This window comes from Streptomyces sp. NPDC020362 (genome assembly GCF_040642095.1).
Taxonomy (GTDB): Bacteria; Actinomycetota; Actinomycetes; order Streptomycetales; family Streptomycetaceae; genus Streptomyces.
This window is the reverse complement of sequence record NZ_JBFAET010000016.1, coordinates 57137-81750: the sequence shown is the minus strand read 5'-3', so window position 1 is coordinate 81750 and position 24614 is coordinate 57137. Positions and strand designations below refer to the sequence as shown.

At 72.2% G+C, this 24614-nt stretch carries 20 protein-coding genes and 2 pseudogenes; 14 read left to right on the top strand and 8 right to left on the bottom strand.

Annotated features, from left to right (window positions below):
• The first annotated feature begins 48 nt into the window (after positions 1-48).
• From AB0H32_RS09905 to AB0H32_RS09885, 5 genes are all read left to right on the top strand, one after another.
• Positions 49-816, top strand: a complete 768-nt coding sequence (locus AB0H32_RS09905; RefSeq protein WP_361117062.1) for a LytTR family DNA-binding domain-containing protein — start codon at positions 49-51, stop codon at positions 814-816.
• Positions 817-954: 138 nt separating this feature from the next.
• Entirely contained in the window at positions 955-1320 is a 366-nt protein-coding gene (locus AB0H32_RS09900; protein ID WP_361117059.1) for a hypothetical protein, read from the top strand.
• Positions 1317-3050, top strand: a complete 1734-nt coding sequence (locus AB0H32_RS09895) for a cation acetate symporter (protein ID WP_361117056.1) — start codon at positions 1317-1319, stop codon at positions 3048-3050. The genes AB0H32_RS09900 and AB0H32_RS09895 overlap by 4 nt, the downstream gene beginning before the upstream one ends.
• Positions 3047-4264 (top strand): histidine kinase, encoded by a 1218-nt coding sequence (locus AB0H32_RS09890; RefSeq protein ID WP_361117053.1) that lies wholly within the window; start codon positions 3047-3049, stop codon positions 4262-4264. Before AB0H32_RS09895 ends, AB0H32_RS09890 begins: the two co-directional genes overlap by 4 nt.
• A gap of 22 nt (positions 4265-4286) precedes the next feature.
• The gene (locus AB0H32_RS09885; protein WP_361117050.1) at positions 4287-4859 is read left to right on the top strand and encodes a DUF6817 domain-containing protein; all 573 of its coding nucleotides are present in this window, start codon (positions 4287-4289) and stop codon (positions 4857-4859) included.
• A gap of 118 nt (positions 4860-4977) precedes the next feature.
• On the opposite strand, the gene AB0H32_RS09880 is transcribed toward AB0H32_RS09885, so the two are convergent.
• The 3 genes and pseudogenes from AB0H32_RS09880 to AB0H32_RS09870 form a co-directional block, all read right to left on the bottom strand.
• Positions 4978-6606: a PQQ-binding-like beta-propeller repeat protein gene (locus tag AB0H32_RS09880; protein ID WP_361117047.1), complete on the bottom strand. Its 1629-nt coding sequence runs from the start codon at positions 6604-6606 to the stop codon at positions 4978-4980.
• Between the two features lie 252 nt (positions 6607-6858).
• Positions 6859-7439 (bottom strand): annotated as a pseudogene (locus AB0H32_RS09875) (alcohol dehydrogenase catalytic domain-containing protein); the annotation flags it as partial.
• Positions 7432-7863: a tautomerase family protein gene (locus AB0H32_RS09870; RefSeq protein WP_361117044.1), complete on the bottom strand. Its 432-nt coding sequence runs from the start codon at positions 7861-7863 to the stop codon at positions 7432-7434. The pseudogene AB0H32_RS09875 and the gene AB0H32_RS09870, both read right to left, overlap by 8 nt.
• Positions 7864-7989: 126 nt before the next feature.
• On the opposite strand from AB0H32_RS09870, the gene AB0H32_RS09865 reads away from it, so the two are divergent.
• The 3 genes from AB0H32_RS09865 (at position 7990) to AB0H32_RS09855 (ending at position 11336) form a co-directional block, all read left to right on the top strand.
• Positions 7990-8580, top strand: coding sequence for a TetR/AcrR family transcriptional regulator (locus tag AB0H32_RS09865; protein WP_361117041.1), 591 nt, complete (start codon positions 7990-7992; stop codon positions 8578-8580).
• Between the two features lie 291 nt (positions 8581-8871).
• Positions 8872-10098, top strand: a complete 1227-nt coding sequence (locus AB0H32_RS09860) for an acyl-CoA dehydrogenase family protein (RefSeq protein WP_361117038.1) — start codon at positions 8872-8874, stop codon at positions 10096-10098.
• A gap of 5 nt (positions 10099-10103) precedes the next feature.
• A complete protein-coding gene (locus AB0H32_RS09855; RefSeq protein ID WP_361117035.1) occupies positions 10104-11336 on the top strand; it encodes a CoA transferase in 1233 nt (410 codons plus the stop codon).
• Positions 11337-11558: 222 nt separating this feature from the next.
• Here the strand turns inward: AB0H32_RS09855 and AB0H32_RS09850 are convergent, their stop codons facing one another.
• The 3 genes and pseudogenes from AB0H32_RS09850 to AB0H32_RS09840 form a co-directional block, all read right to left on the bottom strand.
• Positions 11559-13634 carry a hypothetical protein gene (locus tag AB0H32_RS09850; protein WP_361117032.1) on the bottom strand — a complete coding sequence of 692 codons (2076 nt, stop codon included), beginning with the start codon at positions 13632-13634 and terminating at the stop codon, positions 11559-11561.
• Positions 13635-14036: 402 nt separating this feature from the next.
• Positions 14037-14186: pseudogene (locus AB0H32_RS09845) on the bottom strand (DUF1345 domain-containing protein); the annotation flags it as partial.
• 102 nt (positions 14187-14288) lie between these two features.
• The gene (locus AB0H32_RS09840) at positions 14289-15869 is read right to left on the bottom strand and encodes a GMC family oxidoreductase N-terminal domain-containing protein (protein WP_361117029.1); all 1581 of its coding nucleotides are present in this window, start codon (positions 15867-15869) and stop codon (positions 14289-14291) included.
• A gap of 566 nt (positions 15870-16435) precedes the next feature.
• On the opposite strand from AB0H32_RS09840, the gene AB0H32_RS09835 reads away from it, so the two are divergent.
• The 3 genes from AB0H32_RS09835 (at position 16436) to AB0H32_RS09825 (ending at position 17648) form a co-directional block, all read left to right on the top strand.
• Positions 16436-16720: a hypothetical protein gene (locus AB0H32_RS09835; protein ID WP_361117026.1), complete on the top strand. Its 285-nt coding sequence runs from the start codon at positions 16436-16438 to the stop codon at positions 16718-16720.
• 132 nt (positions 16721-16852) lie between these two features.
• Positions 16853-17272 (top strand): aspartate 1-decarboxylase, encoded by a 420-nt coding sequence (panD, locus tag AB0H32_RS09830; protein WP_361117023.1) that lies wholly within the window; start codon positions 16853-16855, stop codon positions 17270-17272.
• Positions 17273-17303: 31 nt separating this feature from the next.
• On the top strand, positions 17304-17648 hold the full coding sequence (locus tag AB0H32_RS09825; RefSeq protein WP_361117019.1) for a GNAT family N-acetyltransferase: 345 nt from the start codon (positions 17304-17306) through the stop codon (positions 17646-17648).
• A gap of 573 nt (positions 17649-18221) precedes the next feature.
• On the opposite strand, the gene gndA is transcribed toward AB0H32_RS09825, so the two are convergent.
• Positions 18222-19661 (bottom strand): NADP-dependent phosphogluconate dehydrogenase, encoded by a 1440-nt coding sequence (gene gndA / locus AB0H32_RS09820; RefSeq protein WP_361117016.1) that lies wholly within the window; start codon positions 19659-19661, stop codon positions 18222-18224.
• 282 nt (positions 19662-19943) lie between these two features.
• Between gndA and AB0H32_RS09815 the strand changes: the two genes are divergently transcribed.
• Positions 19944-21128, top strand: coding sequence for a transglycosylase family protein (locus tag AB0H32_RS09815; RefSeq protein WP_361117013.1), 1185 nt, complete (start codon positions 19944-19946; stop codon positions 21126-21128).
• Here the strand turns inward: AB0H32_RS09815 and AB0H32_RS09810 are convergent.
• A complete protein-coding gene (locus tag AB0H32_RS09810) occupies positions 21118-22428 on the bottom strand; it encodes a DMT family transporter (RefSeq protein ID WP_361117010.1) in 1311 nt (436 codons plus the stop codon). The genes AB0H32_RS09815 and AB0H32_RS09810 overlap by 11 nt on opposite strands.
• A 228-nt stretch (positions 22429-22656) precedes the next feature.
• Here AB0H32_RS09810 and AB0H32_RS09805 point away from each other — a divergent pair, with 228 nt between their 5' ends.
• Both AB0H32_RS09805 and glgA read left to right on the top strand, forming a co-directional pair.
• Positions 22657-23406: a (2Fe-2S)-binding protein gene (locus tag AB0H32_RS09805; RefSeq protein WP_361117007.1), complete on the top strand. Its 750-nt coding sequence runs from the start codon at positions 22657-22659 to the stop codon at positions 23404-23406.
• Between the two features lie 40 nt (positions 23407-23446).
• Positions 23447-24598: a glycogen synthase gene (glgA, locus tag AB0H32_RS09800; protein WP_361117004.1), complete on the top strand. Its 1152-nt coding sequence runs from the start codon at positions 23447-23449 to the stop codon at positions 24596-24598.
• Positions 24599-24614 lie beyond the last annotated feature (16 nt).

Sequence of the window (24614 nt, the reverse complement as noted above, 5' to 3'; positions counted from 1 at the left end):
CGTGGGTGCCGGCGTCCCCACGGGAGCGGAGACGAGGAGATGCGGCAGATGCTGCGCGCACTGGCGGTGGACGACGAGGAACCCGCGCTCGAAGAGCTGCTGTACCTCCTGGACGAGGACCCGCGGGTCGGCACGGTGGTGCCCGCCCTTGACACCACCGAGGCGCTGCACCTGCTCGAACGGGCCAGGGCGGCGGGCCCGGACGGGCCCGGGGCCGTCGACGTCGTCTTCCTCGACATCAACATGCCCGGCCTCGGCGGCCTGGACCTCGCGGAACTGCTCGGGGGCTTCGCGGCCCCGCCGCTGATCGTCTTCGTCACCGCCCACGAGGACTTCGCCGTGCGCGCGTTCGACCTCAAGGCCGTCGACTACCTGCTCAAGCCGCTGCGCAGGGAGCGTTTTGCGGAGGCCGTACGGCGCGTCGCCGAACTGACCCGGACCGGGCAGGGCCCCGCCGACCCCCTGGGCGACCAGGTCCCCGTGGAACTGGGCGGGGTGACACGCTTCGTCTCCGTCGCCGACATCACCTGCGTCGAGGCCCACGGCGACTACGCGCGCCTGCACACCCCGCACGGCAGCCACCTGGTGCGCATCCCGCTCTCCGTCCTGGAGGAGCAGTGGCGCTCCCGCGGGTTCGTGCGCATCCACCGCAGCCGTCTGGTGGCCCTCGGCCGCATCGAGGAAGTGCGCCTGGACGGCGGCAACGTGACGGTCAGGGTCGGCGACCGGATCCTCGCCGTGAGCCGCCGCAACGCCCGGGAACTGCGGGATCTGCTGGCCCGCCGGGCCCAGGGCGTGGTCGGCGGAGCGCGGTGACCCGCAAGGCCGTCGGAGACCACCCGACCGCGCCTGTGCCGAGCATGTGCCGAACCTCGTCCGGCGTCTACCTCGCCGTCGGCCTGCTGCGTACACTCACCGCAACAAGGTGATCACCGCGGCCTCCGGGAGTGCGTCATGGGTGCGGAATCCGTCCCGCGCAGAGAGGTGGTCACCGCAGGGCCCCGCACCGACCGCGGCCGCCTTCCCCGGCCTGTGCACCCGCCCGGAGCAGTCCCCGCCACCCCGGCCGACGACACCGCCGTCACCGCACTGATGCGCCGTCAGCTGCGGGCCGCCCTCACGGCCACCGCCCTGCTCGTGGGCTCACTGGGCCTGCTCCCCGTTCTCCTGCGGCTGCTTCCGCTCGCGGACACCCGGCCGAGCGTCCCGCCCGCCGTCTGGCTCGTCCTCGGCGTGGCGCCGTATCCGGCGCTGCTGTGCACGGGCGCCTGGTACGTGCGCCGTGCCGAGCGCAACGAGGACGACGTGACCGCACGTTGAACCGGACGTACGGAATCGCCGGCGTGTCGGCCGTGGTCCTCGCCACGGTGCTCGTCGGCGCGCTGGGCCTGCGCATCTCGCGCACCACCTCCGACTTCTACGTCGCCTCGCGCAGCGTCCCCCCGCGGCTCAACGCGTTCGCCGTCAGCGGCGAGTACCTGTCCGCCGCCTCGTTCCTGGGCGTCGCCGGACTCGTCCTCGCCCAGGGCGCCGACATGCTGTGGTTCCCGATCGGCTACACCGCGGGCTTCCTGGTCCTGCTGGCCTTCGTCGCCGCCCCGCTGCGCCGCTCGGGGGCCTACACCCTGCCGGACTTCGCCGAGGCGCGGCTGGAGTCCCGGTCCGTCCGGCGGATCGCGAGCGTCCTCGTCGTCGGCGTCGGCTGGCTCTATCTGCTGCCCCAGCTGCGCGGCGCCGGACTGACGCTGCGGCTGCTCACCGGCGTGCCCAGCTGGTTCGGCGGCCTGGTCGTCGCGGTGGTCGTGACCGCGGCGGTGGCCGCCGGAGGCATGCGCAGCATCACCTTCGTCCAGGCGTTCCAGTACTGGCTGAAACTCACCGCCCTGCTGGTGCCCGCCGTGTTCCTGCTGGTCGCCTGGCGCTCCGACCACACCCCGGCCCCGGTCTGGGACGAACGGCCCGTCTTCCAGCGCTCCACCCAGGTGCGGGCCGACCGGCCGCTCACCCTCACCGTGCAGGAACCGGTCCGCATCACCGCGACCGGTACCGTCGACGGCCGGGCCCGGCACGACGACCCCCTCACCCTCGACGCGGGCACCCACCGGATCGGCACCGGCACCACCGTGCGCTTCCCCTCCGGCGCCCGCGTGCCCCTGCCGGGCGAAGGCGGAACCGCCACGGCCCCGTCGAGCTGGGCGAAACCGTTGTCGGCCGATCGCGAACAGCACGGCCTGTACGCCACCTACGGGCTGATCCTCGCCACCTTCCTCGGCACCATGGGCCTGCCGCACGTGGTGGTCCGCTTCTACACCAACCCCGACGGCCGCGCCGCCCGCCGCACCACCGTCGTCGTCCTCGGCATGCTCGGCGCCTTCTACCTGCTGATACCCCTCTACGGCGCCCTCGGCCGGCTCTACGCCCCCGACCTGCTGCTGACCGGCGACACCGATGCGGCGGTCCTCGTACTGCCGCAGCGGCTGATCGGCGGAGCGGGCGGCGGCCTGCTCGGCGCCCTCGTCGCGGGCGGCGCCTGCGCGGCGTTCCTGTCCACCGTCTCCGGGCTGACCATGTCCGTCGCCGGTGTGCTCGCCCAGGACGTGCTGCCGACCCTGGGGATCCGGCACTTCCGCCTTGCGACCGTGCCGGCGATCGCGGTGCCGACCGCCGCCAACGCCGTGGTCAGCGATCTGCCGGTGGCCGACGCGGTCGGCCTGGCCTTCGCCGTGTCCGCCTCCTCGTTCTGCCCGCTGCTCCTCCTCGGCATCTGGTGGCGTGGCCTGACCCCGCCCGGCGCGGTCGCCGGACTGCTCCTCGGCGGCGGCTCGGCGCTCACCGCGGTGACGGTGACCATTGCGGGCGGGGCCCGTTCCGGCTGGGTGCACACCCTGCTGGCCTGGCCCGCCGTCTGGTCGGTGCCCGTGGGGTTCGCCGCGATGGTGCTGGTCTCCCTGGCCACCCGCGACCGCGCCCCCGCGAGCGCCGCCGCCACGATGGCCCGGCTCCACCTGCCCGAGGCACTGACCGCCCACCCCGGACCGAGCACGCCGTGAACGACGTCGCCCCACTCGGTACCGTCGTCCTCGCCCTCGCCGGCCTCGCGCTGTTCGCCCTCGGCGCCGCCCTCGGCCATGCCGGCGCCCGGCGCCAGCAGGAGAACCCGGCAGGGCCCGGCACCCCGGTCGAACGAGCCACCTTCCACACCCTGCACACGGCCTCGCTCGCCGCCCCGCCCCTGCGCGCGGGCCTCACCCCCGACACGGCCCGCAAGGCGGCCAAGCGGCTGCGCCCGCTGCTCGGCACGGTCGCCCTCGCCCTCACCGACGAGGAGTCCGTGCTCGCCTGGGACGGCGTCGGGGACCACCACCGCGAGGACGCCGGGGCCCAGCTGGCGCACGCCGTCCGGGTCGGCCGCACCCGGACCTTCTCGCTTTCCTGCGGCAACGACACCTGCCCCGTGCGCTGGGGGGTGGTGGTCCCGCTCGGCGTCGACGGCCGGGTGACCGGCACGCTTGCCGCGTTCGGCGACGGGGAGTCCGCCGTCATGGTCCGGGCCGCCGAGGAAGTGGCCCGCTGGGTCGCCGTCCAGCTCGAACTCGTCGACCTGGACCGGGCCCGCTCCGGTGTGATCGAGGCCGAGATCAGGGCCCTGCGCGCCCAGATCTCCCCGCACTTCGTCTACAACTCACTCGCCGGCATCGCCTCGTTCGTCCGCACCGACCCCGAACGGGCGCGTGAACTCCTCCTGGAATTCGCCGACTTCACCCGCTACTCGTTCCGCCGGGGCGGCGACTTCACCACTCTGGCCGAGGAACTGCGCTCCATCGAGCAGTACCTCGAACTCGCCCGGGCCCGCTTCGGCAGACGCCTCGAAGTGACCCTGCGGATCGCTCCCGAGGTGCTGCCCGTCACCCTCCCGTTCCTCTGCCTGCAACCCCTCGTCGAGAACGCGCTCAAACACGGCCTGGAGGAGTCGGCGGACCGGGGGCGGATCACGATCATCGCCGAGGACGAGGGCACCGAGGCCCGGGTCGTCATCGAGGACAACGGTGCCGGCATGGACCCGCAGCGGTTGCGCGACATCCTGCGCGGCAGGGGCGGCCCGTCCGCCGGCATCGGCCTGAGCAACGTCGACATGCGACTGCGCCAGGTCTACGGCGACGACCACGGCCTGGTCATCGAGACCGGTGTGGGCGCCGGCACGAAGATCACGGTACGCGTCCCGAAGTTCCGCCCCGGCATCCGCCCGGCACCGCCCCCGGCGTGAGAGGACGAGAAGAGAAATGGACATGGACATGGACGCTGAGGCTGCCACCGCTGCCGCCGCCGACCGGGCGCTGGCCCTCCTGCGCGCGTACGGCGCCGACGGCATCGCCCACCCCGGCGGCACCCTGCTCGCACACCTCACCCGCGTCCGGGCCCGGCTCGCGATGTGGCGGGCCCGCCCCGCCCTCCAGCTCGCCGGTCTGTGCCACGCGTTCTACGGCACCGACGGCTTTGCCACCGCACTGCTGCGCGTGGACCGCCGCACCGACCTCGCGGCGGTGATCGGTACGGAGGCCGAGGAGATCGTCTACCTGTACGCCTCCTGCGACCGCAAGGCCACCTACCCGGATCTCGCCCGGCCGGACGCCGCCTTCCACGACCGCTTCACCGGCCGCGCCCACGTCCCGTCCTCGCCGGCCCGCCGGGACTTCGCCGAACTGTCGGCCGCCAACGAACTCGACCTCGCCCGCATCGACCCCGCTTTCCGCGCCGAGTGGGGCCCCGCTCTCCTCGCCCTCTTCACCCGCCTCCAGGGCCTGCTGACCGCCGACGCATGGCTCGACTGCCGTACGGTCCTGGCGCCGGCCGCCCCGTGAGCCCCACGCGAAGGCTGCGGAGGTCGGACAGAAGGCCGGCCGAGCTCCGGCCGGCTCCCGGACACACGGGCGTGTCCGACCCGTCACCGGGTCGGGCACGCCCTGCCGTGACACGGCCCTACGCGGTGCCGAAGGCCACCAGATGACCGTCCCGGGTCCCCACGTAGACCCGGCCCCCGTCGGTGGCGGGGACCACGAACTTGGACGCCGTGCCGATCGAGAACGAGCGGCGCAGGTGCATGGTGCCGTTGACGGGCACCGCGTCGTAGACCCGCAACTGGCCACCGACACCGCCGGCGCCGGAACCGGACCAGACGACCCAGACCAGCGCGGAGCCGCCGGCCGTTCCGTTGGAGGTGACCGCGGGGGAGCCGGAGGCGTATCCGAATCCCTCGTTGCTGACGCCGACGCTGGTCAGTCGCGGAACGCCCGCGCTGTCCACGCCGAACTTCAGCGCGCGCAACGGCACATGGGTGTTGCCGGAGGAGCCGACGGTGTAGACGTAGCCACCGCCGCCGCCCCAGACCGCGGGGTGGCCCCAGACGCCCTCGAACGGTCCGGCCATGCTCACCGGCTTGTCGGTGCCGTTCGGGCCCTGGCCCATGCCGCCCAGGTTGTCCCGGTCCAGCAGGAAGACCCGGCCGTCCTTGCCGACCTCGACCAGCAGGTGCGGGTGCGCGGGACTACCGAAGCCGTCGGGCAGCGCGACCGGACCGCCCGAGCCCAGGTCGATGTCGCCGCTGTCCATCGTCCGGTTGTTCGTCGGGCTGAAGAAGTCGCGGGCCGAGAGGGTGCCGTTGCTGTTCACTCCCAGCCGGACCACCGACTCACCGAAGTGTCCCAGCGGCTTGTTGCCGGGGCCGACGCCCGGCGAGGAGCCCGTTCCGGCGCCGTTGCCGGTGGCGAAGAAGATCCGGCCGGAGCCGTCCGAGACCAGCCCGCCGCCGCTCTGCCAGATGCCGGCCTCCTGGGTGTCGGAGCCCGCCTCGGTGGACCACAGGGTGAGGCTGCGGGTGCTGACGTTCACGCCGGCCACCTGGCCGACGAACGGACCCTTGTCGCAGTAGGAGGCGAAGCCCGCGTACACCGAGCCGTTCAGCAGCAGCAGGCCGGGGCGCTGCGCGGCGGTGAACGAGTTGAACGGGTGGCTGGAGCTGTTGCTCGGCGTGCCCTTGATCTTCACCGGCCAGCCGGAGCGCTCGGCACCGGTGGACGCGCTCACCGCGTGGAAGTACCAGCTCGGATGCTGGACGTCCGGCCCGTCGTTGACCTTGCTCGTGAGGTAGACCGTGTTGGACGACGAGTCGTACACCGGGGTGGAGGTGATCCCGGTCTGCGCCGCGGGGTCGGCGCAGCCGACCGACGACGTCGGCCAGGCCGGGCCGAGCTGCCGGGTCCAGTTCGTCGTCCCGGTGACGGCGTCGATGCCGTAGACGTAGTTGTTCTCGGTGGCGACGACCACGTTCTTGCCGGTGACCAGCGGCTGGGCCAGCACCGAGCCGTTCACCGGGGTGGACCACCGCCGTCCGAAGCTCGACGAGGACACCTTGGACGGCGACAGGTTGGGCTCGTTCGAGTCCCATCCGGTCCGCTTGTTGTTCACCGAGACGGTGGACTCGATGGCCTGCGCCGGAGCAACGATCCCGAGCAGCAGGAGACCCGCCAGCGCCGCCGCCCTGGCTCTCGGCCTCAGCAGCCCCCGTCCTCCGCTTCCTCGTCGATGGGTCGGTGAAGTGACTAGCGCCATGTGATTCGCCCTTGTTTCCGGTTGCGTGGACGCCGACGTCCGGCCGAGGGCCATTGTGATGACGGACCGTCAGATCGGTGGCGCACGAGGCGGAGGCACGGCGGGGGATTCATTCCCCGGGAGCAACCCGTCTGGCCATTCGTGCAGGTGCGCGGCGCCGACCACTGCCGACGCCGCTGATCGCCAGGCGTGCCGCAGGGCGGACCGGGGGGCGGGGCGCGCTCAGCCGCCGGCGCGGACGAAGACGGGGACGCCGAGCGCGCGGGCGATGTCGCAGACGTACAGGCCGATGCTGCCGCGGGCGACGACCAGGACGCGGGCCCCGGGCCTGGCCTTCAGGTGCGGGGCCACCAGGCGCCAGGACAGGGACCGGTTGTCGCTTGCCGAGGTCATGGCGACCGGGTCCAGACCGGCGGGCAGGGGGACGGGCATGGCGTCCGCCCAGGGGACGCGCACCAGGTCGGAGAACAGGCCGCCCTGCCGCCGATCGGTGCGCCGTACATGGCCATGCGCGGTACGGCCGTGCAGTGCGCGGTCAGTGCGGCGCGGCAGGTGCCGCAGGCGCCGCAGTTGACGGACCAGGGCACGACCACCAGGTCGCCGGGGGGCACGGTGGTGACGGCGTCGCCGGTCTCCACGACCCGGGCGACGCACTCGTGACCGAGGGCGAAGGGCGGATCGACGAAGCCGTGTCCGGCCAGGATTGCCGTGTCGACGTCGCACGAGGTGGCGGTGACCGGTGCGACGATCGCCTCCTGATCCGACCGCAGCCCGGGATCGGGTACCTCGCGCCACTCGACGGTGTTGCGGGCGACGTAGGGCAGTTCACGCATCGGCCCGCTGCCCCTCGACGAGCGCGACCAGGTCGGCGTGGCGGACGACCGATCCGCCGGCGCCCCAGGTGCCGTCGGGCTGCTCGTGCACCAGCACCCACACCCGCAGGGCGTCGTCCGCCGGGAGTCCGGCAGCTTCGAGGACGGTCCTGGTGACGTCCCCCACCAGGCCGGCCCTGCGCCGTTCGGACAGCGCGCCCTGGGGCACCGCCACCTCCACGAGGAAGCGGGGCGCGTCGTCCTCGGCCGTGATCTGCGCCCCGTCGGGCAGCTCCACCAGAAAGCTCCACGCCTGCGCGCGGAAGAACGCGGTGTCGGGCGCCCCCTCCCGGCGCAGCAGTACGGCGGCCAGATCCCGCTGGACGCTCGTGCGGCCCTCCTCGGTCAGGGCGCCGGACGGGACGGTGAGCCGGATGATCGGCATGACGGACTCTCCCCTCGTGCTCCACGCAGGGTCACGGACGGCTATGACAGTCTGGCTATAACAGTCGTTATATCCGTGGGTCACGCTGGACTATGACGATCGTTATAGACAGAGGGGAGTACGGTCTTGGCCAAGCCCGGCGCGCCGTCGCGCGAGCGCATCCTGGTCGGTGCCGCCGACATGATCAGCAGGCGCGGCCTGAACGCCACCAGCATCAGGGAGCTCGCCAAGCACGCCAGAGCGCCGCTCGGCTCGACCTACCACTTCTTCCCCGAGGGCAAGCAGCAGCTGGCCACCGAGGCGGTGCGGTACGCGGGAGAGGCGGTCTCCCGCATCCTGCGCAAGGAGCTGGACGCGGGCCCGGTCGCAGGACTGCGCGCCTTCCTGGCCCTGTGGCGCGGCATCGTCGTCGACAGCGACTTCCGGGCCGGCTGCCCCGTACTGGCCGTCTCCGTCGAGGAGCCGCCGTCCGACGAGATCCCGTCGGCCCTGGTCGCCGCCGCCGAGGTGTTCGAGGACTGGGAGCTGCTGCTGACCGAGGCGCTGCGGCGGCACGGCGCCGACCCCGACCGGGCAGCCGGGCTCGGCGCCCTCGTCGTGGCGTCCGTCGAGGGCGCCGTCGCCATGTGCCGCGCCAAGCGCAGCATGCAGCCGCTGGACCGGGTCACACAGCAACTCGAAGCACTCATCCTCGACGCACTCGGCCGCCCGGCCTGACGGCCCGGGCTCCCGGGCCGTCAGGCCGCCTCGGCCTTCTCCTTCCCGGGGCACGCCCCACACGTGGGCCTCGGCTGCTGCGCAGCTTCGCCCCCGTCTCCGCCGCGCAGGGCTGCGACGGGCCACTGGGGTGATCCACGGCGACGACGGCACCCCGTGACGGCGCGGGTCCGGGGAGCCGGCCCCGGACCCGCGTTCAATCGCGCCAGAGAACCGAGATCGCCGGGCAGGAGAGGGCTCACGGACGCGACCCCCCCCGAGCACTGCCCGCAGTGCCTGAGGGAGAGCGCAATGAGCGGCACGACGACCTTGCCGACACCGTCCGGTCCCTACCTGGACGAAGGGCTGCTGCCCGCTGACTTCTACGCCTACGAGGAACTGCTGTCGGACGGGGAACGGGAGAAGATCGAGTCCGTCCGCGCGTTCCTGCGCACGCAGGCCGCCCCGATCGTCGACGGCTACTGGGGCCGGGCCGAGTTCCCCTTCCAGCTGGTCGAGGGCTTCGCGAAGCTGGGCCTGGTGGACTGGGCCGACCCCGACTCGCCGGAACCCCGGCCGAGCAACCTCTTCTCCGGCTTCCTCGCGCTGGAGCTCGCGCACTTCGACGCGTCCTTGGCGACCTTCTTCGGCGTGCACACGGGGCTGGCCATGGGCACCGTCCTCACCTGCGGCTCCGACGAACAGAAGCGGCGCTGGCTGCCGGAGATGACCCGCCTCGAGAAGATCGGCGCCTTCGGGCTGACCGAGCCGCACGGCGGCTCCGACGTCGCCGGCGGCCTGCTGACGACCGCGCGCCGCGACGGCGACGGATGGATCCTCGACGGAGCCAAACGGTGGATCGGCAACGCGACCTTCGCCGACCTGGTCGTCATCTGGGCCCGCGATGCCGAGTCCCAGCACGTGCTCGGCTTCGTCGTGGAGAAGGACACCCCCGGGTTCACCGCGACGAAGATCGAGAACAAGATGGCGCTGCGGATCGTGCAGAACGCCGACATCGTGCTCGACGGCTGCCGCGTTCCCGAGGCCAACCGTCTCCAGAACGCGAACTCGTTCAAGGACACCGCCAAGATCCTGCGCCAGACGCGCAGCGGGGTGGCCTGGCAGGCGGTGGGAGTGATGTTCGGCGCCTACGAGATCGCCCTGCAGTACGCGAAGGAGCGCGAGCAGTTCGGGCGCCCCATCGCAGGCTTCCAGCTCGTGCAGGACCTGCTGGTGAAGATGCTCGGCAACGCCACGGCATCGTGCGGGATGGTGACGCGCCTGGCCCAGTTGCAGGACGCCGGGGTCTACCGGGACGAGCAGTCCGCACTGGCGAAGGCCCAGTGCACCGTGCGGATGCGCGAGAACGTCGGCTGGGCGCGGGAACTGATGGCCGGCAACGGCATCGTCCTCGACTACAAGATCGGCCGCTTCGTCGCCGACGCGGAGGCCCTCTACTCGTACGAGGGCACGCGGGAGATCCAGACCCTCATCGTCGGGCGTGCCGTGACCGGCGGCCTGAGCGCCTTCGTGAGGTGACGGCGATGACCACCGAATCCGTCTTCACCGGCCTGAAGGTCCTCGACGCCTCCAGCTTCATCGCGGGGCCGGCCGCGGCCACCGTGCTCTCCGACTTCGGGGCGGACGTCATCAAGATCGAGCCGCCGGGCAAGGGCGACCCCCAGCGGCGGCTGAGTTCGGTGCCGCCCAGTCCCCGGGCCGAGGCCAACTACAGCTGGCACCTCGCCAACCGCAACAAGCGCGGCATGGTGATCGACCTCAAGTCCCCGGCAGCCACCGAGATCCTCAGACGGCTCGTCCGGTGGGCCGACGTGGTGATCACCAACTTCCCGCACGGCACGCGCGAGAAGCTGCACCTCGGCTACGAAGAGGTCTCGGGCTGGAACCCGGCAGTCGTCTACGCCGACATCACGGGCTTCGGAGATGCCGGCCCCGACGCCGGGCGGCCGGGCTTCGACCTGACCGCCGCATGGTCGCGCAGCGGACTGCTGGCCTCCACCCGGGACGCGGGAGCCCCGCCGACGGTGCCGGTCTGGGGCAGCGGCGACTACATGTCGGCGATCGCGATCTACGCGGCGGTCGTGACCGCCCTGTACCGCCGCGAGCGGACGGGACAAGGGGCCAGCGTGGGGACGTCGCTGCTCGCCGCGGGCGTCTGGGCCACCGGGACACTCGTGGCCGGCGCGCTGGCCGGTGGCACGCCGTTCCAGCTGCACGACCGGCAGGCGCCGGCCAACCCGCTGACCAACCCGTACCGGACCGCGGACGACGAGTGGTTCATGCTGGTCGCCTCACCGCCGCACTGGCCGGGACTGACCCGGGCCATCGGGCACCCCGAGCTGCTGGAGGATCCCCGCTTCGCGGACGTCGAGGCCATCGTCAGGAACTCCGCCGCGCTGGCCGAGCTGCTCGACGCCGAGTTCCGCTCACGGCCCTTCGCACACTGGAAGGAGGCCCTGACCCGGGAGCGCGTCACCCACAGCCTCATCCAGACGCCGGAGGAGGCCGCGCAGGACCCGCAGCTGCGCGCCAACGACATCGTCGTGCCGCTGGAAGGCGTCCGGGGGCTGGAATACACCGTCAACAGCCCGGTCAACCTGCGAGGCGTCGCGAAGGTCCCGGCGAAGCGGGCTCCGGACCTGGGCGAACACAACGACGAGATCCTCACCGAGCTGGGATTCAGCCCCGCCGACATCGCCGGGCTGCGCACCCGGGGCGCGATCCCCGGCCCGACGGATGCGGACGCCACGGGATGAGCACGGCGCCCGGACCGGCCGGCACGGTGCTCCGCCGACGCCGCGACGAGGGTGATCGACGACGTCGGTCGCTCGGCGGCAGGGGCCGCGTTCAGCCGTCCCCGGTCCGCGGGCCGTCGCTGCGCACCGCGCAACCGGCTGTCCCCCGGAACAGCGGCCGCCGCACCGGTGGGTGCGGATGCCGGCTGCGCCGGGGGACAGCGGTGTACCTGGGTCGGGGACTCAGCCCCTGACCTGCTCGCTGTCCAGCGTCGCCCCGGCGTCTCGCTGACTCGGGATGGCCGCGAGCGCCCGCACCGCCATGCCCGACCGGTGCTCGTCGGCCTCCGCGCACAGCGCACGGGCCGCGTCGTTGAAGCGGACGACGGACGGCGGGTCGGAGGGGCCCAGCAGGTGCAGCTTCAGCTCGGTGCGGGCCTCGGCGTAGGTGTCCTTCTCGGGGTGGCGCACGGACTCCAGCAGGGCCGGTATCCCGGAGGCGTCCGGAGTGAGGACGGCGCCTGCCCGAACCGTCGGGAAGGTGTTGCGGAAGTCCTGCTCGGGAAGGCCGCTGGTGTTGGCGACGGCGTAGGGCTTCTCGCTCTCCAGATAGTCGGAGATGACGCTGGAGACATCGCTGATCAGCACGTCGGCCGCGTTGAAGCAGGCGTAGACGGTCGGCCGCGCCCCGGTGACGACCCGGTGCTCCCACGCGGGGAACGAGGCCCAGTACGCGGCCTCCCAGGCGGCGGTCGCGTCGGCCACGGCTGCGGCCCGGCCGGGTTCCGGCACCGTCTGGAGCAGCATCCGCTCCGCGTCGTCCGCGCCCGCCCGGAAGGAGGACGTGGTCAGGCGGTCGAGATCGGCGGTCCGGCCGGCCAGCTCCGCCGCCGTGGAGGGCGCGGGCCGCTCGGCGGAGGGGTCCGCGGCACGCAGGGCGTTCGCGGCGTGGATCATCTCCTGGATCCGGGCGTTCGCGGCTGCAGCCCGGGGAACGACCGAGCCGGTCAGCGGGTGCGGCTTGTAGAGGAGCCGGACGCCCGGATCGGCCAGGAGGGTGCGGACGATGTTCTCGCCGGCCTCGATGATCGAGGTGTTGCCCGGGTTGCCGTCCCACCCCTCCCACGTGGGGGCGTAGAGAACAGTGGTGTACCGGCTCGTGGGCGCACCGGCATAGGGCTCGATCACGTCCAGCTGCGGGCGGCCGATCTCCACCACGTCCCTGTCGTCGACACCCACGGCCGCCAGGGCGTACCGCCGACGCGCAGCCGGACCGGCCACCCACACCTCGTCGTACGCCTTCGCGTACGGATTGCAGCTGGACAGCTTGTCGCTCTCGCCGTGGTTGACGAACGCGTGCTTGATGGTGGGGATCCGCAGCACCTGCGAGGTCTTCCCCGAGTTCGACGGGTGGATCAGCATCTTCAGCGTGGACTGCTCCAGCCGCATCAGGTCGGCGACCTTCGGCAGACACACGATCGGGATGTCGGTGGACGCGATCTTCCTCACCATGAAGCGCTCGCGCAGCACGATCAGCGGGCGCCCCTCCAGCCGGGCCAGCGGCTCCAGCCACATGTTCGCCTGGTAGGCCGAGCTCGTGCCGCCGGAGAAGTACATGCCCACCGTCGGCCGGTACTCGGCGAGCCACGCCTCGAACCACTCCAGCGCCTGCTCGCTGGTCACCGGCCTGCGTCCGGGCAGCAGCCGCAGCGTCAGCATGCCGACGGCCACCACCGCGACGGCGGCGGACAGGGCGATTCCCGCGGCGGCCCACCAGGCCGAGGCGCCCGTCGCGGTGGTCAGCAGTCCGGCCGTCGAGGGCAGACCGAAGACGAGGAGCCGCTGCCCGGGCCGATGCATCAGCAGCGCCGGGGGAGCGGGGCTCAGCCGCAGCGCCGAGGCGTCGATGTTCCGGGTCACCACGGGCAGGGTGCGGGTGCGGCGTACGAGGATCGCAACCGCCTGGCATGCGAAGTGCAGGGCGTAGAAGAGCAGCAGACCGCAGACGAGGGACAGGTACTTCGTCTCGTAGTCCTGCTCCTCGATGCGGATCAGGCCGGTCACCATCAGAAGGTCCCGGACGACCTGGCGCACGAAGACGGTCGCGTGCAGCTTCCCGAGGGCAGTGGCCATGCCCCGCTGCCACCGGTGCAGCGCGAAGTCCGCCGCCAGCCCGCCGGCGGTGGCCGCCACCAGGAGGGGGACGCTCGGAAGGAAGGCACCCGCTGCCTGGACGGCGAACGACAGGGCGAGCACCGTGGGCAGAAGGAGGCGTGCCGCTGCGGTCAGCAACCGAGCGGGCAGGGGCGATGGTGACACTTCGCGGGCTCCAGGCAACTCAACATCCCCGAGCACGGACTTGCTGCTGGCGCGATCAGACGGCGCGGGCCGGAAGCCGACACGTACGGATGTTCTCTTTTCAAGAAGGTGGTCGGACTTTACATGCACCGCCGCGTGCTTGGCACTAGGGGTGACCTGGAACGGAGGGGGCGGAATGCTCCCGGCCGCTTCGAGCCGGCGCTCGGTCCCACGGCGCCCCCCACGGTCCGCGGCGGTGCGACGGAGCCTCCGCCCACGCCTGCTGGATGTGTGCGAAAAGGGCGAGGCGGAAGTCACCTCGACACATGTGCTCCAGTGCGTACTCATTTGAGCAGCTCTCGGAATCCGCCTGATCGAGGCCGGAGGCACAACGGTAGATAGCGCCCCGTTACGGGACAGCCCTCAGCCGGCATCCAGGGCGGCCACTGGGCCGGCCACCGTTACGGTATTGAGAACGAACGCGACAACCGCGCCGGCCGCCACGGTCCGGCGCCTCTCCCGCGGGGTCACCGTCACATCCGTCGTGCCGGACGTCGTCATGACAGAGAAGGCCACAGCTGCGGCACCGGTTCCGCACTCGGCCTTGCCGCGGACCAGGTCGTCGGCGGGCCGGCCGAAGGCCCACATCCGGTCGGTCGCCGGCCGGGACACCCGTCATCGCGCGGCTCCCTCGACGTTCTTGCCCGCCGTGATGTGGTCGGCCGCCTTCTCCGCGGCCATGATCGTGGGCGCGTTGGTGTTCCCGCGCGGCACCGTCGGGAAGACCGAGGCGTCGACGACCCGCAGGCCCGTCACCCCGAACACGCGCAGCTCGGGGTCGACCACCGTGCCGATGCCACAGGTCGACGTCGGGTGGTACAGCGTGTGGCCGGAGCGCTGGGCCCAGGCGAGCAGGTCCGCGTCGGAGTCCGAAGCCTCCGGTGTGTCGGCGTACGGCCCCGTGACGACGGCGGCCATCGCCCGCTGCGCCGCGATCTCCAGGGCGATCCGGATGCCGGCGACGATGCAGTCCCGGTCCTCGGGCGTCGTCAGGTAGTTGTGCACGATGCGGGGCGCGGCGTCCGGGCGCGCGGAGCGCAGGGTCACCGCGCCGCGGCCGGCCGGGGCGAGCACGCACGGGCCGAAGGAGAGGCCGTGCTCGGTGGCGGCTTCGAGGCCCTCCTGGCGGTAGAGCACGGGAGCGGCGTGGAACTGCAGGTCCGGGGCGTCCAGGCCGTCGCGGCTGCCGAAGAAGCCGCCCGTCTCGCCGATGTTGGAGGTCAGCGGGCCGCGTCCCTCGTTCTGCAGCAGCGCGGCGTTCTCCGGGCTTGCCGCGCCGATCAGCGACTCGGTGTGGGTGCGGAAGTTCAGCAGTGTCATGTAGTGGTCCTGCAGGCCCTGGCCGACCGGCAGATCGTGGACGACGTCGATGCCCAAGGCGGACAGGGCGGCGGCGGGCCCGACCCCGGACAGCATCAGCAGCTTCGGGGACTCGTAGGTGCCCGCTGACAGGATCACCTCGCGCTCGGCGCGGACGAGCTCGACGGTGCCGCCCCGCTCCGCCTCCACACCCGTCGCCCGGCCCCCCTCGATCACCACGCGGTGGGCACGGGCCGAGGAGAGCACGGTGAGGTTCGGCCGTCCGAGGGCGGGGTGCAGATAGGCGACGGCCGTGCTGCAGCGCAGGCCGGCGCGCTGCGTGAGCTGGTAGCGCCCGACCCCGAACTGGCTCTCGCCGTTGAAGTCGTCGTTCGCCTTGTGCCCGGCCTGCTCGGCGGCCTGCACGAAGGCCGCGCACAGCGGGTGCCGGGACCTGCCGTCGCTGACGGTCAGCGGCCCGCCCACACCGTGGAACGCGTCCTCGCCGCGCTCGTTGTCCTCGGCGCGCCGGAAGTACGGCAGCACGTCGGCGTAGCCCCAGCCCGCGGCCCCGGCGGCGGCCCAGCCGTCGTAGTCGGCGCGGTTGCCGCGGATGTAGATCATTGCGTTCATCGAGCTGCAGCCGCCGAACATCCTGCCGCGGGGCAGGTAGGTCCGCCGCCCGCCGATCCCCGGCTCGGGGTCGGAGTCCAGGTCCCAGTCGAGGCCGGACTTGAAGAGCTGGGGGAAGGCGGCGGGGATGTGGATCTCCTGTGCGGTGTCCGGGCCGCCCGCCTCGATCAACGCCACGCGGACGCCGGGGTCTTCCGACAGGCGCGCCGCCAGCACGGAGCCCGCGGATCCGGCGCCGACGATGACGTAGTCGTACATGCTCATCCCATCCCCTTCGATCGAAAGACGCTACTGAAGAGGCAAGAGCCGAAAGGGTGCTCCTGCAAAGGCCGTTTCACGCCTGCGTCGGGCGAAAGGCGCTTTCACGCCTGCGTCGGACGGAGGACGCGAGCGCCGACTACGGCCGCCGGGGCGGACGGGAGGGTCGGCGTGGCGACGTGGCCGGGGGCGAGCGCCCGGGGCCGGGGCCACCAGAAGGGCGACGCCGTCGGTCGGCACTTCGGCCGTGCATCCGCTCCGTCGGCGTCCTTCGGCCTTGAGGAATCCTTTGACCGTGCTTGGCGGGCAGGCGGTTGTCCTTGCTGTTCGCGACTTGTGAACATACTGGAGTTTGATCATTGATCAGGGTTGAAAGGCCGCTCTGCGGCGGGGACTTGATGGTGGACGAGCCAGGAAAGACGCCGGGTGCACGGGGCGGCACCGGGGCAGTGCGGCGAGCCGAGCGCGACGACGGGCACCGCACAGGATCCGTCGGCCGTTCATCCGATACGGCGAGGAAGTCACCTTGGCGGCGGATATGGGCGAGACTTAAAACAGACGAGGGTGAACTGATGTATACGATGGAGCAAGCAGAGCGGCTGGCGGCAGAATTTGTCCGGCAGATGTCCGTTGGTTGGGACAATGAGGTTGCTCTGTTTGAAGAGGATGAAATGGGGGCGAAGAGGGGTGAGTTCTTCTACTTCGCTTTTCAGTCCACGAAGTATATAGCCACCAGGGATGACAAGTACTTCCTGTACGGGCCTTGTCAGATTTCGGTGCACGGTGTAACTGGCGAATGCCGAGTGCTCAGTATTCAGGAATCATTCGCGGTAAACCCGTTCGGCCGTCGGACATGACAGGCGACGTGACGGGGATCTCGGTGCGAGTCCGGGCTGCCGATCCCTATTCTGGTCCCCGTTGATAGGGTGTGAGAACAGCCCTTGACCTGCAAGAACGCAGGCAGGGAGCCTAGTTTGGGGAGTACGCCAATGCTGCGCACCATGTTCAAGTCCAAGATCCACCGCGCCACCGTCACCCAGGCCGACCTGCACTACGTGGGATCGGTGACCATCGACGCCGACCTGCTGGACGCCGCCGACCTGCTTCCCGGCGAGCTGGTCCACATCGTCGACATCACCAACGGCGCCCGTCTGGAGACGTACGTCATCGAGGGCGAACGCGGCTCCGGTGTGATCGGGATCAACGGGGCGGCCGCCCACCTCGTACATCCGGGCGACCTGGTGATCATCATCAGCTACGCTCAGGTCACGGACGCCGAGGCGCGGGCGCTCAGGCCGAGTGTCGTGCACGTGGACGCCGCCAACCGGATCGTCGCACTCGGTGCCGACCCGTCCGAGCCGGTTCCCGGTTCGGACCAGGAGCGCAGCCCGCAGGCCGCATCGGCCTGAGTGGCGGACCACGACCAGGAGCGTGCGTGCCATGAGCGACATCGAGATCCGTGACGACCGGGCGGCGGGCCGCCTGGAGGCCGTCGGCGAGGGCGAAGTGGTCGGTCACATCGAGTACTTCGTCCTCGAATCACCCGCGCGCGCCCTGGTCCCGGTCCACACCATCGTGGAGCCCGCCCACGAGGGCAAGGGCATCGCCGGATCCCTGGCCCGTGAGCTGTACGCCGTCGCCGAGCGCGAGGGCATCCCGGTCGCCCCGCTGTGCCCGTACGTCGTCAAGTGGGCCGAACGCCACCCCGCCGTGGCCCCGGCGGCCGACCCGGAGCTGCTCGCGGCCGCGAAGGACTGGCTGCGCGCCCACCCGGGACGGTTCTGACCCCCGTCCCGAAACCGGCTGCGGGCCCGGGACGGTCCGGGACGCGTGAACCGGTGGTGCGGGCCTTGGACGCGCGCAGAGGTGAGTGGCCGGGCGACGCCCGGGTACGCGGGGAGTAGTCCAGAGGCGACGTTTCCAGCGAGCGCCCGGAGGCCAGCCATGACGACCCCGTACCCCGACCCAGCCTCCCCGGGCCCACCACCGGCCCCGGGCCCCACCCCGCCGGACCCCTACCCCAGCCCGGTCCCGCCTCCGGAACCGGGCCCGGGTCCGGATCCGGAGCCCCCGCCACCTCCTGCGCCCCCCGCGCCGCCCCCGGCCCCGCCGGAACCCTCACCGTCCCCCATCCCGCCGGGCCCCGAACCCGTCCCGAACCCGGAACCGGGCCCACCCCTCACCTGAAGACAACGGGCGGGCCCAGCGCCCCCGAGGGGCGGGGGGGAACTGCGCGACCGGCCACAACGGGCCGGTACGCGCGACACGACCATCCCCCTGCCCGCTCAGGCACACAGGACCCTGCCCGCTCAGGCACACAGAACCCCGCCCGCTCAGGCACACAGATCGAACCGGCCCTCAGGCCGAAACCTCCGTCCGGTCCCCACCCCACAGCGTGTGGAACGCGCCCTCCCGGTCCACCCGCCGGTACGTGTGGGCCCCGAAGAAGTCCCGCTGCCCCTGTGTGAGCGCCGCAGGCAGCCGCTCCGCCCGCAACGCGTCGTAGTACGCGAGCGCCGCCGCGAAGCCCGGGGTCGGCACCCCCTGCCGCGTCGCCGCGACCAGCACCTCGCGCCAGTCGTCCTGCGCGGCGGCGATCTCCTGCGCGAACGTCTCGTCCGACAGCAGGCTGGGCAGGTCGGCGCGGGCGTCGTACGCGGCGCGGATGCGGTCCAGGAAGGCCGCCCGGATGATGCAGCCGCCGCGCCAGATCGCGGAGACGGCACCGAGGTCGATGTCCCAGCCGTACTCCTCGCTGCCCGCGGCGATCTCGTGGAAGCCCTGCGTGTACGACACGATCTTCGAGGCGTACAGCGCCTGCTCCACGCGGTCGGCGAACGCGGACGCCTCCGACTCGCTCAGCGCGGTCGGCTTCGGCCCCGCCAGGTCCCCAGAAGCCGCCCGCAGCGCCGCGTGCCCGGACAGCGACCGGGCGAAGACGGCCTCGGCGATGCCCGACACCGGCACACCCAGATCCAGCGCGATCTGCACCGTCCAGCGGCCGGTGCCCTTCTGCTCGGCCTGGTCCACCACCACGTCCACGAACGGCTTGCCGGTCGCCGCGTCCACGTGGGACAGCACCTCGGCGGTGATCTCGATCAGATAGGAGTCCAGGCGCCCGGTGTTCCAGGTGCGGAAGATGTCCGCGATCTGCGCGGGGGAGTACCCGGCGACGTCCCGCAGCAGCTGGTACGCCTCGCCGATCAGCTGCATGTCGGCGTACTCGATGCCGTTGTGCACCATCTTCACGAAGTGACCGGCGCCGTCGGGGCCCACGTGCGTCACGCACGGCGCGCTGTCGGCCGCCTTCGCGGAGATCTTCTCCAGCATCGGGCCGAGGGAGTCGTAGGACTCCTTCGGCCCGCCAGGCATGATGCTCGGCCCGTGCAGCGCGCCCTCCTCACCGCCGGAGACGCCCATGCCGACGAAGTGGATGCCCTGCTCGCGCAGTGCCTTCTCCCGGCGGCGGGTGTCCGCGAAGTGCGCGTTGCCCCCGTCGATGATCATGTCGCCGGGCTCCAGGAGCGGGGCGAACTCCTCGATCACCGCATCCGTCGGACCACCGGCCTTGACCATGACGACCAGGCGGCGCGGCCGCTCCAGCGCCGCCACGAACTCCTCGGCGGTCTCGGCCGCGATGAAGTCGCCCTCCGTGCCGAACTCCTCCACCAGAGCCTTCGTCCGCGACACCGTGCGGTTGTGCACGGCGACCGTGTAGCCGTTGCGCGCGAAGTTCCGGGCGAGGTTGCGGCCCATGACCGCGAGACCCGTGACGCCGATCTGCGCTGAAGTGCTCATACCGCCTGCTCCCTAGCTGCCTCGTGACTACGGCTCCGTCAGTACGGGCCCTCGCCCATCCTGACGTGCCGCTACGGCGAGCGCACATCCGACCCGCCACGTTTGATTACGCACGGAACGCGCCGGTGCCTCAGCGCGCCCCGGCGCACACCGCCGACCCCGCCAAGGAAGGCCCGTTCTCGGCCACTTGGGTGGCACAGGAGGCCGATTTGCCGTCTTGTCATGGCCTGTTCGCGGCGCATACTTTTGCCGCTCCTGACGCATGTCGAGGGGATTTCGGACATGGCCGTACGCGGCCGGCATCGCCGGTACCAGCCGAACAGGATCAACCGCGCCTCACTCACCGTCACGGCGGGCGGCGCCGGCCTCGCGATCCCTCTGGTCGCCGTCGGCAGCGCCGACGCGGCCGACGCCTCCACCTGGAACAAGGTCGCGGCCTGTGAGTCCAGCGGCAACTGGAGCATCAACACCGGCAACGGCTACTACGGCGGGCTGCAGTTCACCCGGTCCACCTGGGAGGCCTACGGCGGCACCCGGTACGCGGCGCGCGCCGACCTCGCCTCCAGGGACCAGCAGATGGCCGTCGCCGAGAAGGTCCTCGACGGGCAGGGCCCCGGCGCCTGGCCGGTGTGCTCGGTACGCGCCGGGCTGACCCGGGGCGGCGGCGCGCCCGACATCCACACCGACAACGCCACGACCCACCCGGTCAGGACCTCGTCCGTGCGGGACGTGCAGCCGCACACCACACCGCAGTCCCGCGCCGGCCGGGCCGAGATGTACACGGTCGTGCACGGCGACACCCTCTCCGGCATCGCAGGCGAGCAGCACGTCCAGGGCGGCTGGCGGCGGCTGTACGCGGGCAACCGCACCACCATCGGGTCCGACCCCGACCTGATACTGCCGGGCCAGCGGCTCAGCCTGCACGGGACCGCCTCCCCGTCGTCCGACACGCACACAGGACACCCCGACACCAGGGCCAAGTCCCCGAAGAGGAAAGCCCCTTCGGAGAAGAAGGCGCCCGCGCCGAAGAGGACCTCGACGCACCACACGTCACCCGGCGTCCACGCGCTCGTCGCGCCGGTGACCGCCTCCATCGGCACCGGCTACCACGAGGCGGGGTCGCACTGGTCGAAGGGCTACCACACCGGGGTCGACTTCCTCGTGCCGACCGGCACCTCCGTCCATGCGGCAGCGGCCGGGCACGTGGTGGACGCGGGCTGGGGCGGCTCCTACGGATATCAGGTGGTGATCCGGCACGCCGACGGGCGCTACACCCAGTACGGGCACCTGTCGGCCATCTCCGTACGGGTCGGGCAGAGCGTGTCGACGGGCCAGCGCATCGGCCGGTCCGGGGCCACCGGAAACGTCACGGGCCCGCATCTGCACTTCGAGGTGCGGACGGGGCCCGGCTTCGGTACGGACGTCGACCCGCTCGCCTATCTGCGGGCCGGCGGCGTCAGGATCTGACCCGCGCGTGCTGCCGGTCCGGGACCGGCAGCACCACGTGGAAGCTCGCGGACAGCGGCAGATACGGCATCGGAAGGGCGCAGAGGGCCGGCGGTGAGCCACCTTCGCCCTCCGCCGCGCCGCTGCCGTCGGGGGCCGGAGCGAACACGTCCTCCAGGGCTTCCTCCAGGGCGGTGCCGTCCGCGGCACGCATGTCCTCGAGACTGTGCCCGTCCCGTAGGAGCGCATCGTCGCGACCGTGCCCGTCCCGTAGGAGCGCATCGTCCAGACCCTGGCCGTCCCGTACGAGCGCATCGCCCAGGCCGAGCCCGTCCGGCACGACCACGTCCTTCGAGACGGTCTCGGGCGGGGAATCGGCAGCCCCCCCGACCCGCTCGTCCGGCTCCGCCGCCGCACGCTGCTGGGGCAGGGTCACGACCACCTCGCGGGCTTCGCCCAACGCGGTCTGCGGAACCGGCTCGGCAGCCGGAGCGTCCTCCAGCCGCTCCGTCGTCAGCAGGATCAGACCGCCGCCGGCCACCACGCCGCAGCCCAGCGCGAGCACGGTGCCCGTGGTGCCGTAGCTGAACGTCTCACCGAACATCAGGATGCCGACCGCGGCGGCCAGCACCGGGTTGACCACCGTCAGCGTGGCCAGCGGCGCGGCGAGACCACCGCCGCGGTAGGAGGCCTGGGAGAGCAGGACGCCGACGGCCGCGAACACACCTATGACGGCGAGGGAGGGCACCTCCGCGAGGCTGATCCCGTTGTCCCAGTCGACCGCGACGGTCTTGGTGAACACCGACGACATGCCGAACGCTATGCCGGAGCCGGTGGCGAGCAGCACGCTGCGCACGGCGGGGTGCCGGTGCGCGGCCCGTCCCGCGATCATCAGGGCCACCACCGCACCGCCGGTGACCAGCGCGACGGCCACCCGGTGAGCCCCGTCGAGGGAGTGCGTGTCGGACGAGCCGACCAGGGACAGCAGCCCGGCGAGGCCCACCGTGGCCATGATCGCGCCCCGCCAGGCGGTGGCCCCGGCCCTGCGGCCGACGAACAGCGCCGCCATGGGCAGGGCGAACACGATGGTCAGCGCGCCCAGCGGCTGGACCAGGCTGAGCGGGCCGTAGGCCAGCGCCACGACGTGCAGCACGCCGCCGAGCCCGTTCAGCGCCAGTCCCGCCCACCAGCCCGCCCGGCGCAGCGGCATGTACGACCCGTCGGGGCAGGACACCGCTACCTGCTCCTGCACGATCGCCCCGCCCGCGTACGTGACGGCGGAGACGAACGACAGCAGCACGGACAACGCGAGGGCGCTCATCGGCCATTCCTCTGCGTGCGGCGGGCCCTGTGGGCCCGGTGCGGCGTACGGTCGGCGTTCATAGCGAACACTCTGCCCGCTCGGGTCCCTCCCGTCGTCGTACCTGAGCACGCAATGGGTCCTACTACCGATGGAGTACGCCATCCCCACGATCATCCCCAAGGGGGGCGTCAGCGGATGGAGACCCCGACTCCCGGGCCAAGGCGGCGCCTGGTACTAGTGCTTGTCGTGGACCTCGACCCTCATCTCGCCGCGCTCCGCCCGCTCGGCGGCTTCTTCGTCCTGCTCACGACCGGAGCCACGGCGGCGCCCGCCTGCTCAGCCCTGCCGACCCTCGCGCAGACCTATGGAACGGCGCCGTCGGATGTCCACCGCAACGCGCTCGCTGTCCGAGTGGCCACGGTCGGGGACCGTCTGCGCGCTCCTGAGCCGAGGGTTTCCGCCTCCATCAGCCAGCAGGGCCTCGCCGCCCGCCTGTGGTCCGTGGCCCTGGGCTGCGCCGCCGTGTACGGCCGGGTGCCGGACCTGGACCCCCGGCTGCTGCGCTGGGACGCCACCGCCACCGCTCCCGACGACCTGTGGCTGATCGAGGTGCACCCGCTGGCCGGGGACGCCGGGACGCTCGCGGACACCGTGCTGCACGGCCATCTGGAACCCCTAGGGGAAGCCCTGAGAGCCCGCTACGGCGTCGCCGCCGGTCTGCTGTGGGGCAACGCCGGCTCGGCGCTGGCCGGCGCGGCCCGCGAACTGGACCGCTGGGCACGTGCGACGGGCCGTGGCGAGGTGGCGGACCGGGCCCGCGCCCTCACGGACGCACTCCTCGCCCATCCGCTCCTGCGCACCACCGGCACCCGCACCGGCACGGCCTTCCGCCGCCGCAGCTGCTGCCTGTACTACCGCGTCCCCGGCGGCGGAGTCTGCGGCGACTGCTGCTTCACCCGTCCGCCGCGCTCTTCCCCGGGCGCCGCATCTGGGTGACCATGAAGGGAACCTGCCACCGGTACAAGGGGGTTGTCGGGTGCGAGTGGGACTGCTGACCCGGGAGTACCCCCCGGACGTGTACGGCGGCGCGGGCGTCCATGTGGAGTTCCTCGCCCGGGAGCTGAACTCCCTGGTGGACCTGGAGGTGCACTGCTGGGGCGAGGGCCGCGGCGTCGGCGTCAGACGCCACCGCCCCTGGACCGCCCTCGACGGCTCCAACGACGCGCTGCGCACCTTCTCCGTGGACCTCTCCATCGCCGCCGCCCTCGAAGGCCGCGACCTCGTCCACTCCCACACCTGGTACGCCAATCTCGCCGGCCACCTCGCCAAACTCCTGTACGGGATCCCGCACGTGGTCACCGCCCACTCGCTGGAGCCGCTGCGCCCCTGGAAGGCCGAGCAACTGGGCGGCGGATACGCCCTGTCGAGCTGGACCGAGCGCACCGCGATCGAGGCCGCGGACGCCGTGATCGCCGTGTCGGGGGCCATGCGCGAGGACGTCCTCGCCTGCTATCCGGCGCTGGACCCGGTCAGGGTGCACGTCGTGCACAACGGCATCGACACGACCCTGTACCGGCCGCACCGCGGCACCGACGTCCTCACCCGGACCGGACTCGACCCCGCCCGCCCGTACGTCCTGTTCGTCGGCCGGATCACCCGGCAGAAGGGCGTGCCCCAGCTGCTGCGCGCGGTCCGGGACATCGACCCGGCCGCGCAGGTCGTGCTGTGCGCGGGAACCCCCGACACCGAGGAGATCGACCGCGAGTTCCGCGAGCTGTACGCGGATCTGAGCCGGGTCCGTGCGGGCGTGTTCTGGATCCCGCAGATGCTGCCGCGCGCGGACGTGATCCAACTGCTCACGCACGCCGCCGTGTTCGTCTGCCCGTCGGTGTACGAGCCCCTCGGCATCGTCAACCTGGAGGCCATGGCGTGCGGCACCCCCGTGGTCGCCTCCCGGGTCGGCGGCATCCCCGAGGTGGTGGAGGACGGCAGGACGGGCCTCCTCATCGACGTGGACGACGGCTTCGAGGAGGGCCTCGCACGGGCGCTGGACACCGTCCTCGGCGACCGGGAGACGGCCCGGCGGATGGGGGAGGCGGGACGCGAGCGCGCAGTGGGCGAGTTCGGCTGGGACGCGGTGGCCCGGCGCACCGCCGGGCTCTACGAGGAGATCCTCAAGCAGGCTTAGTCCGGTCTGCTCGGGG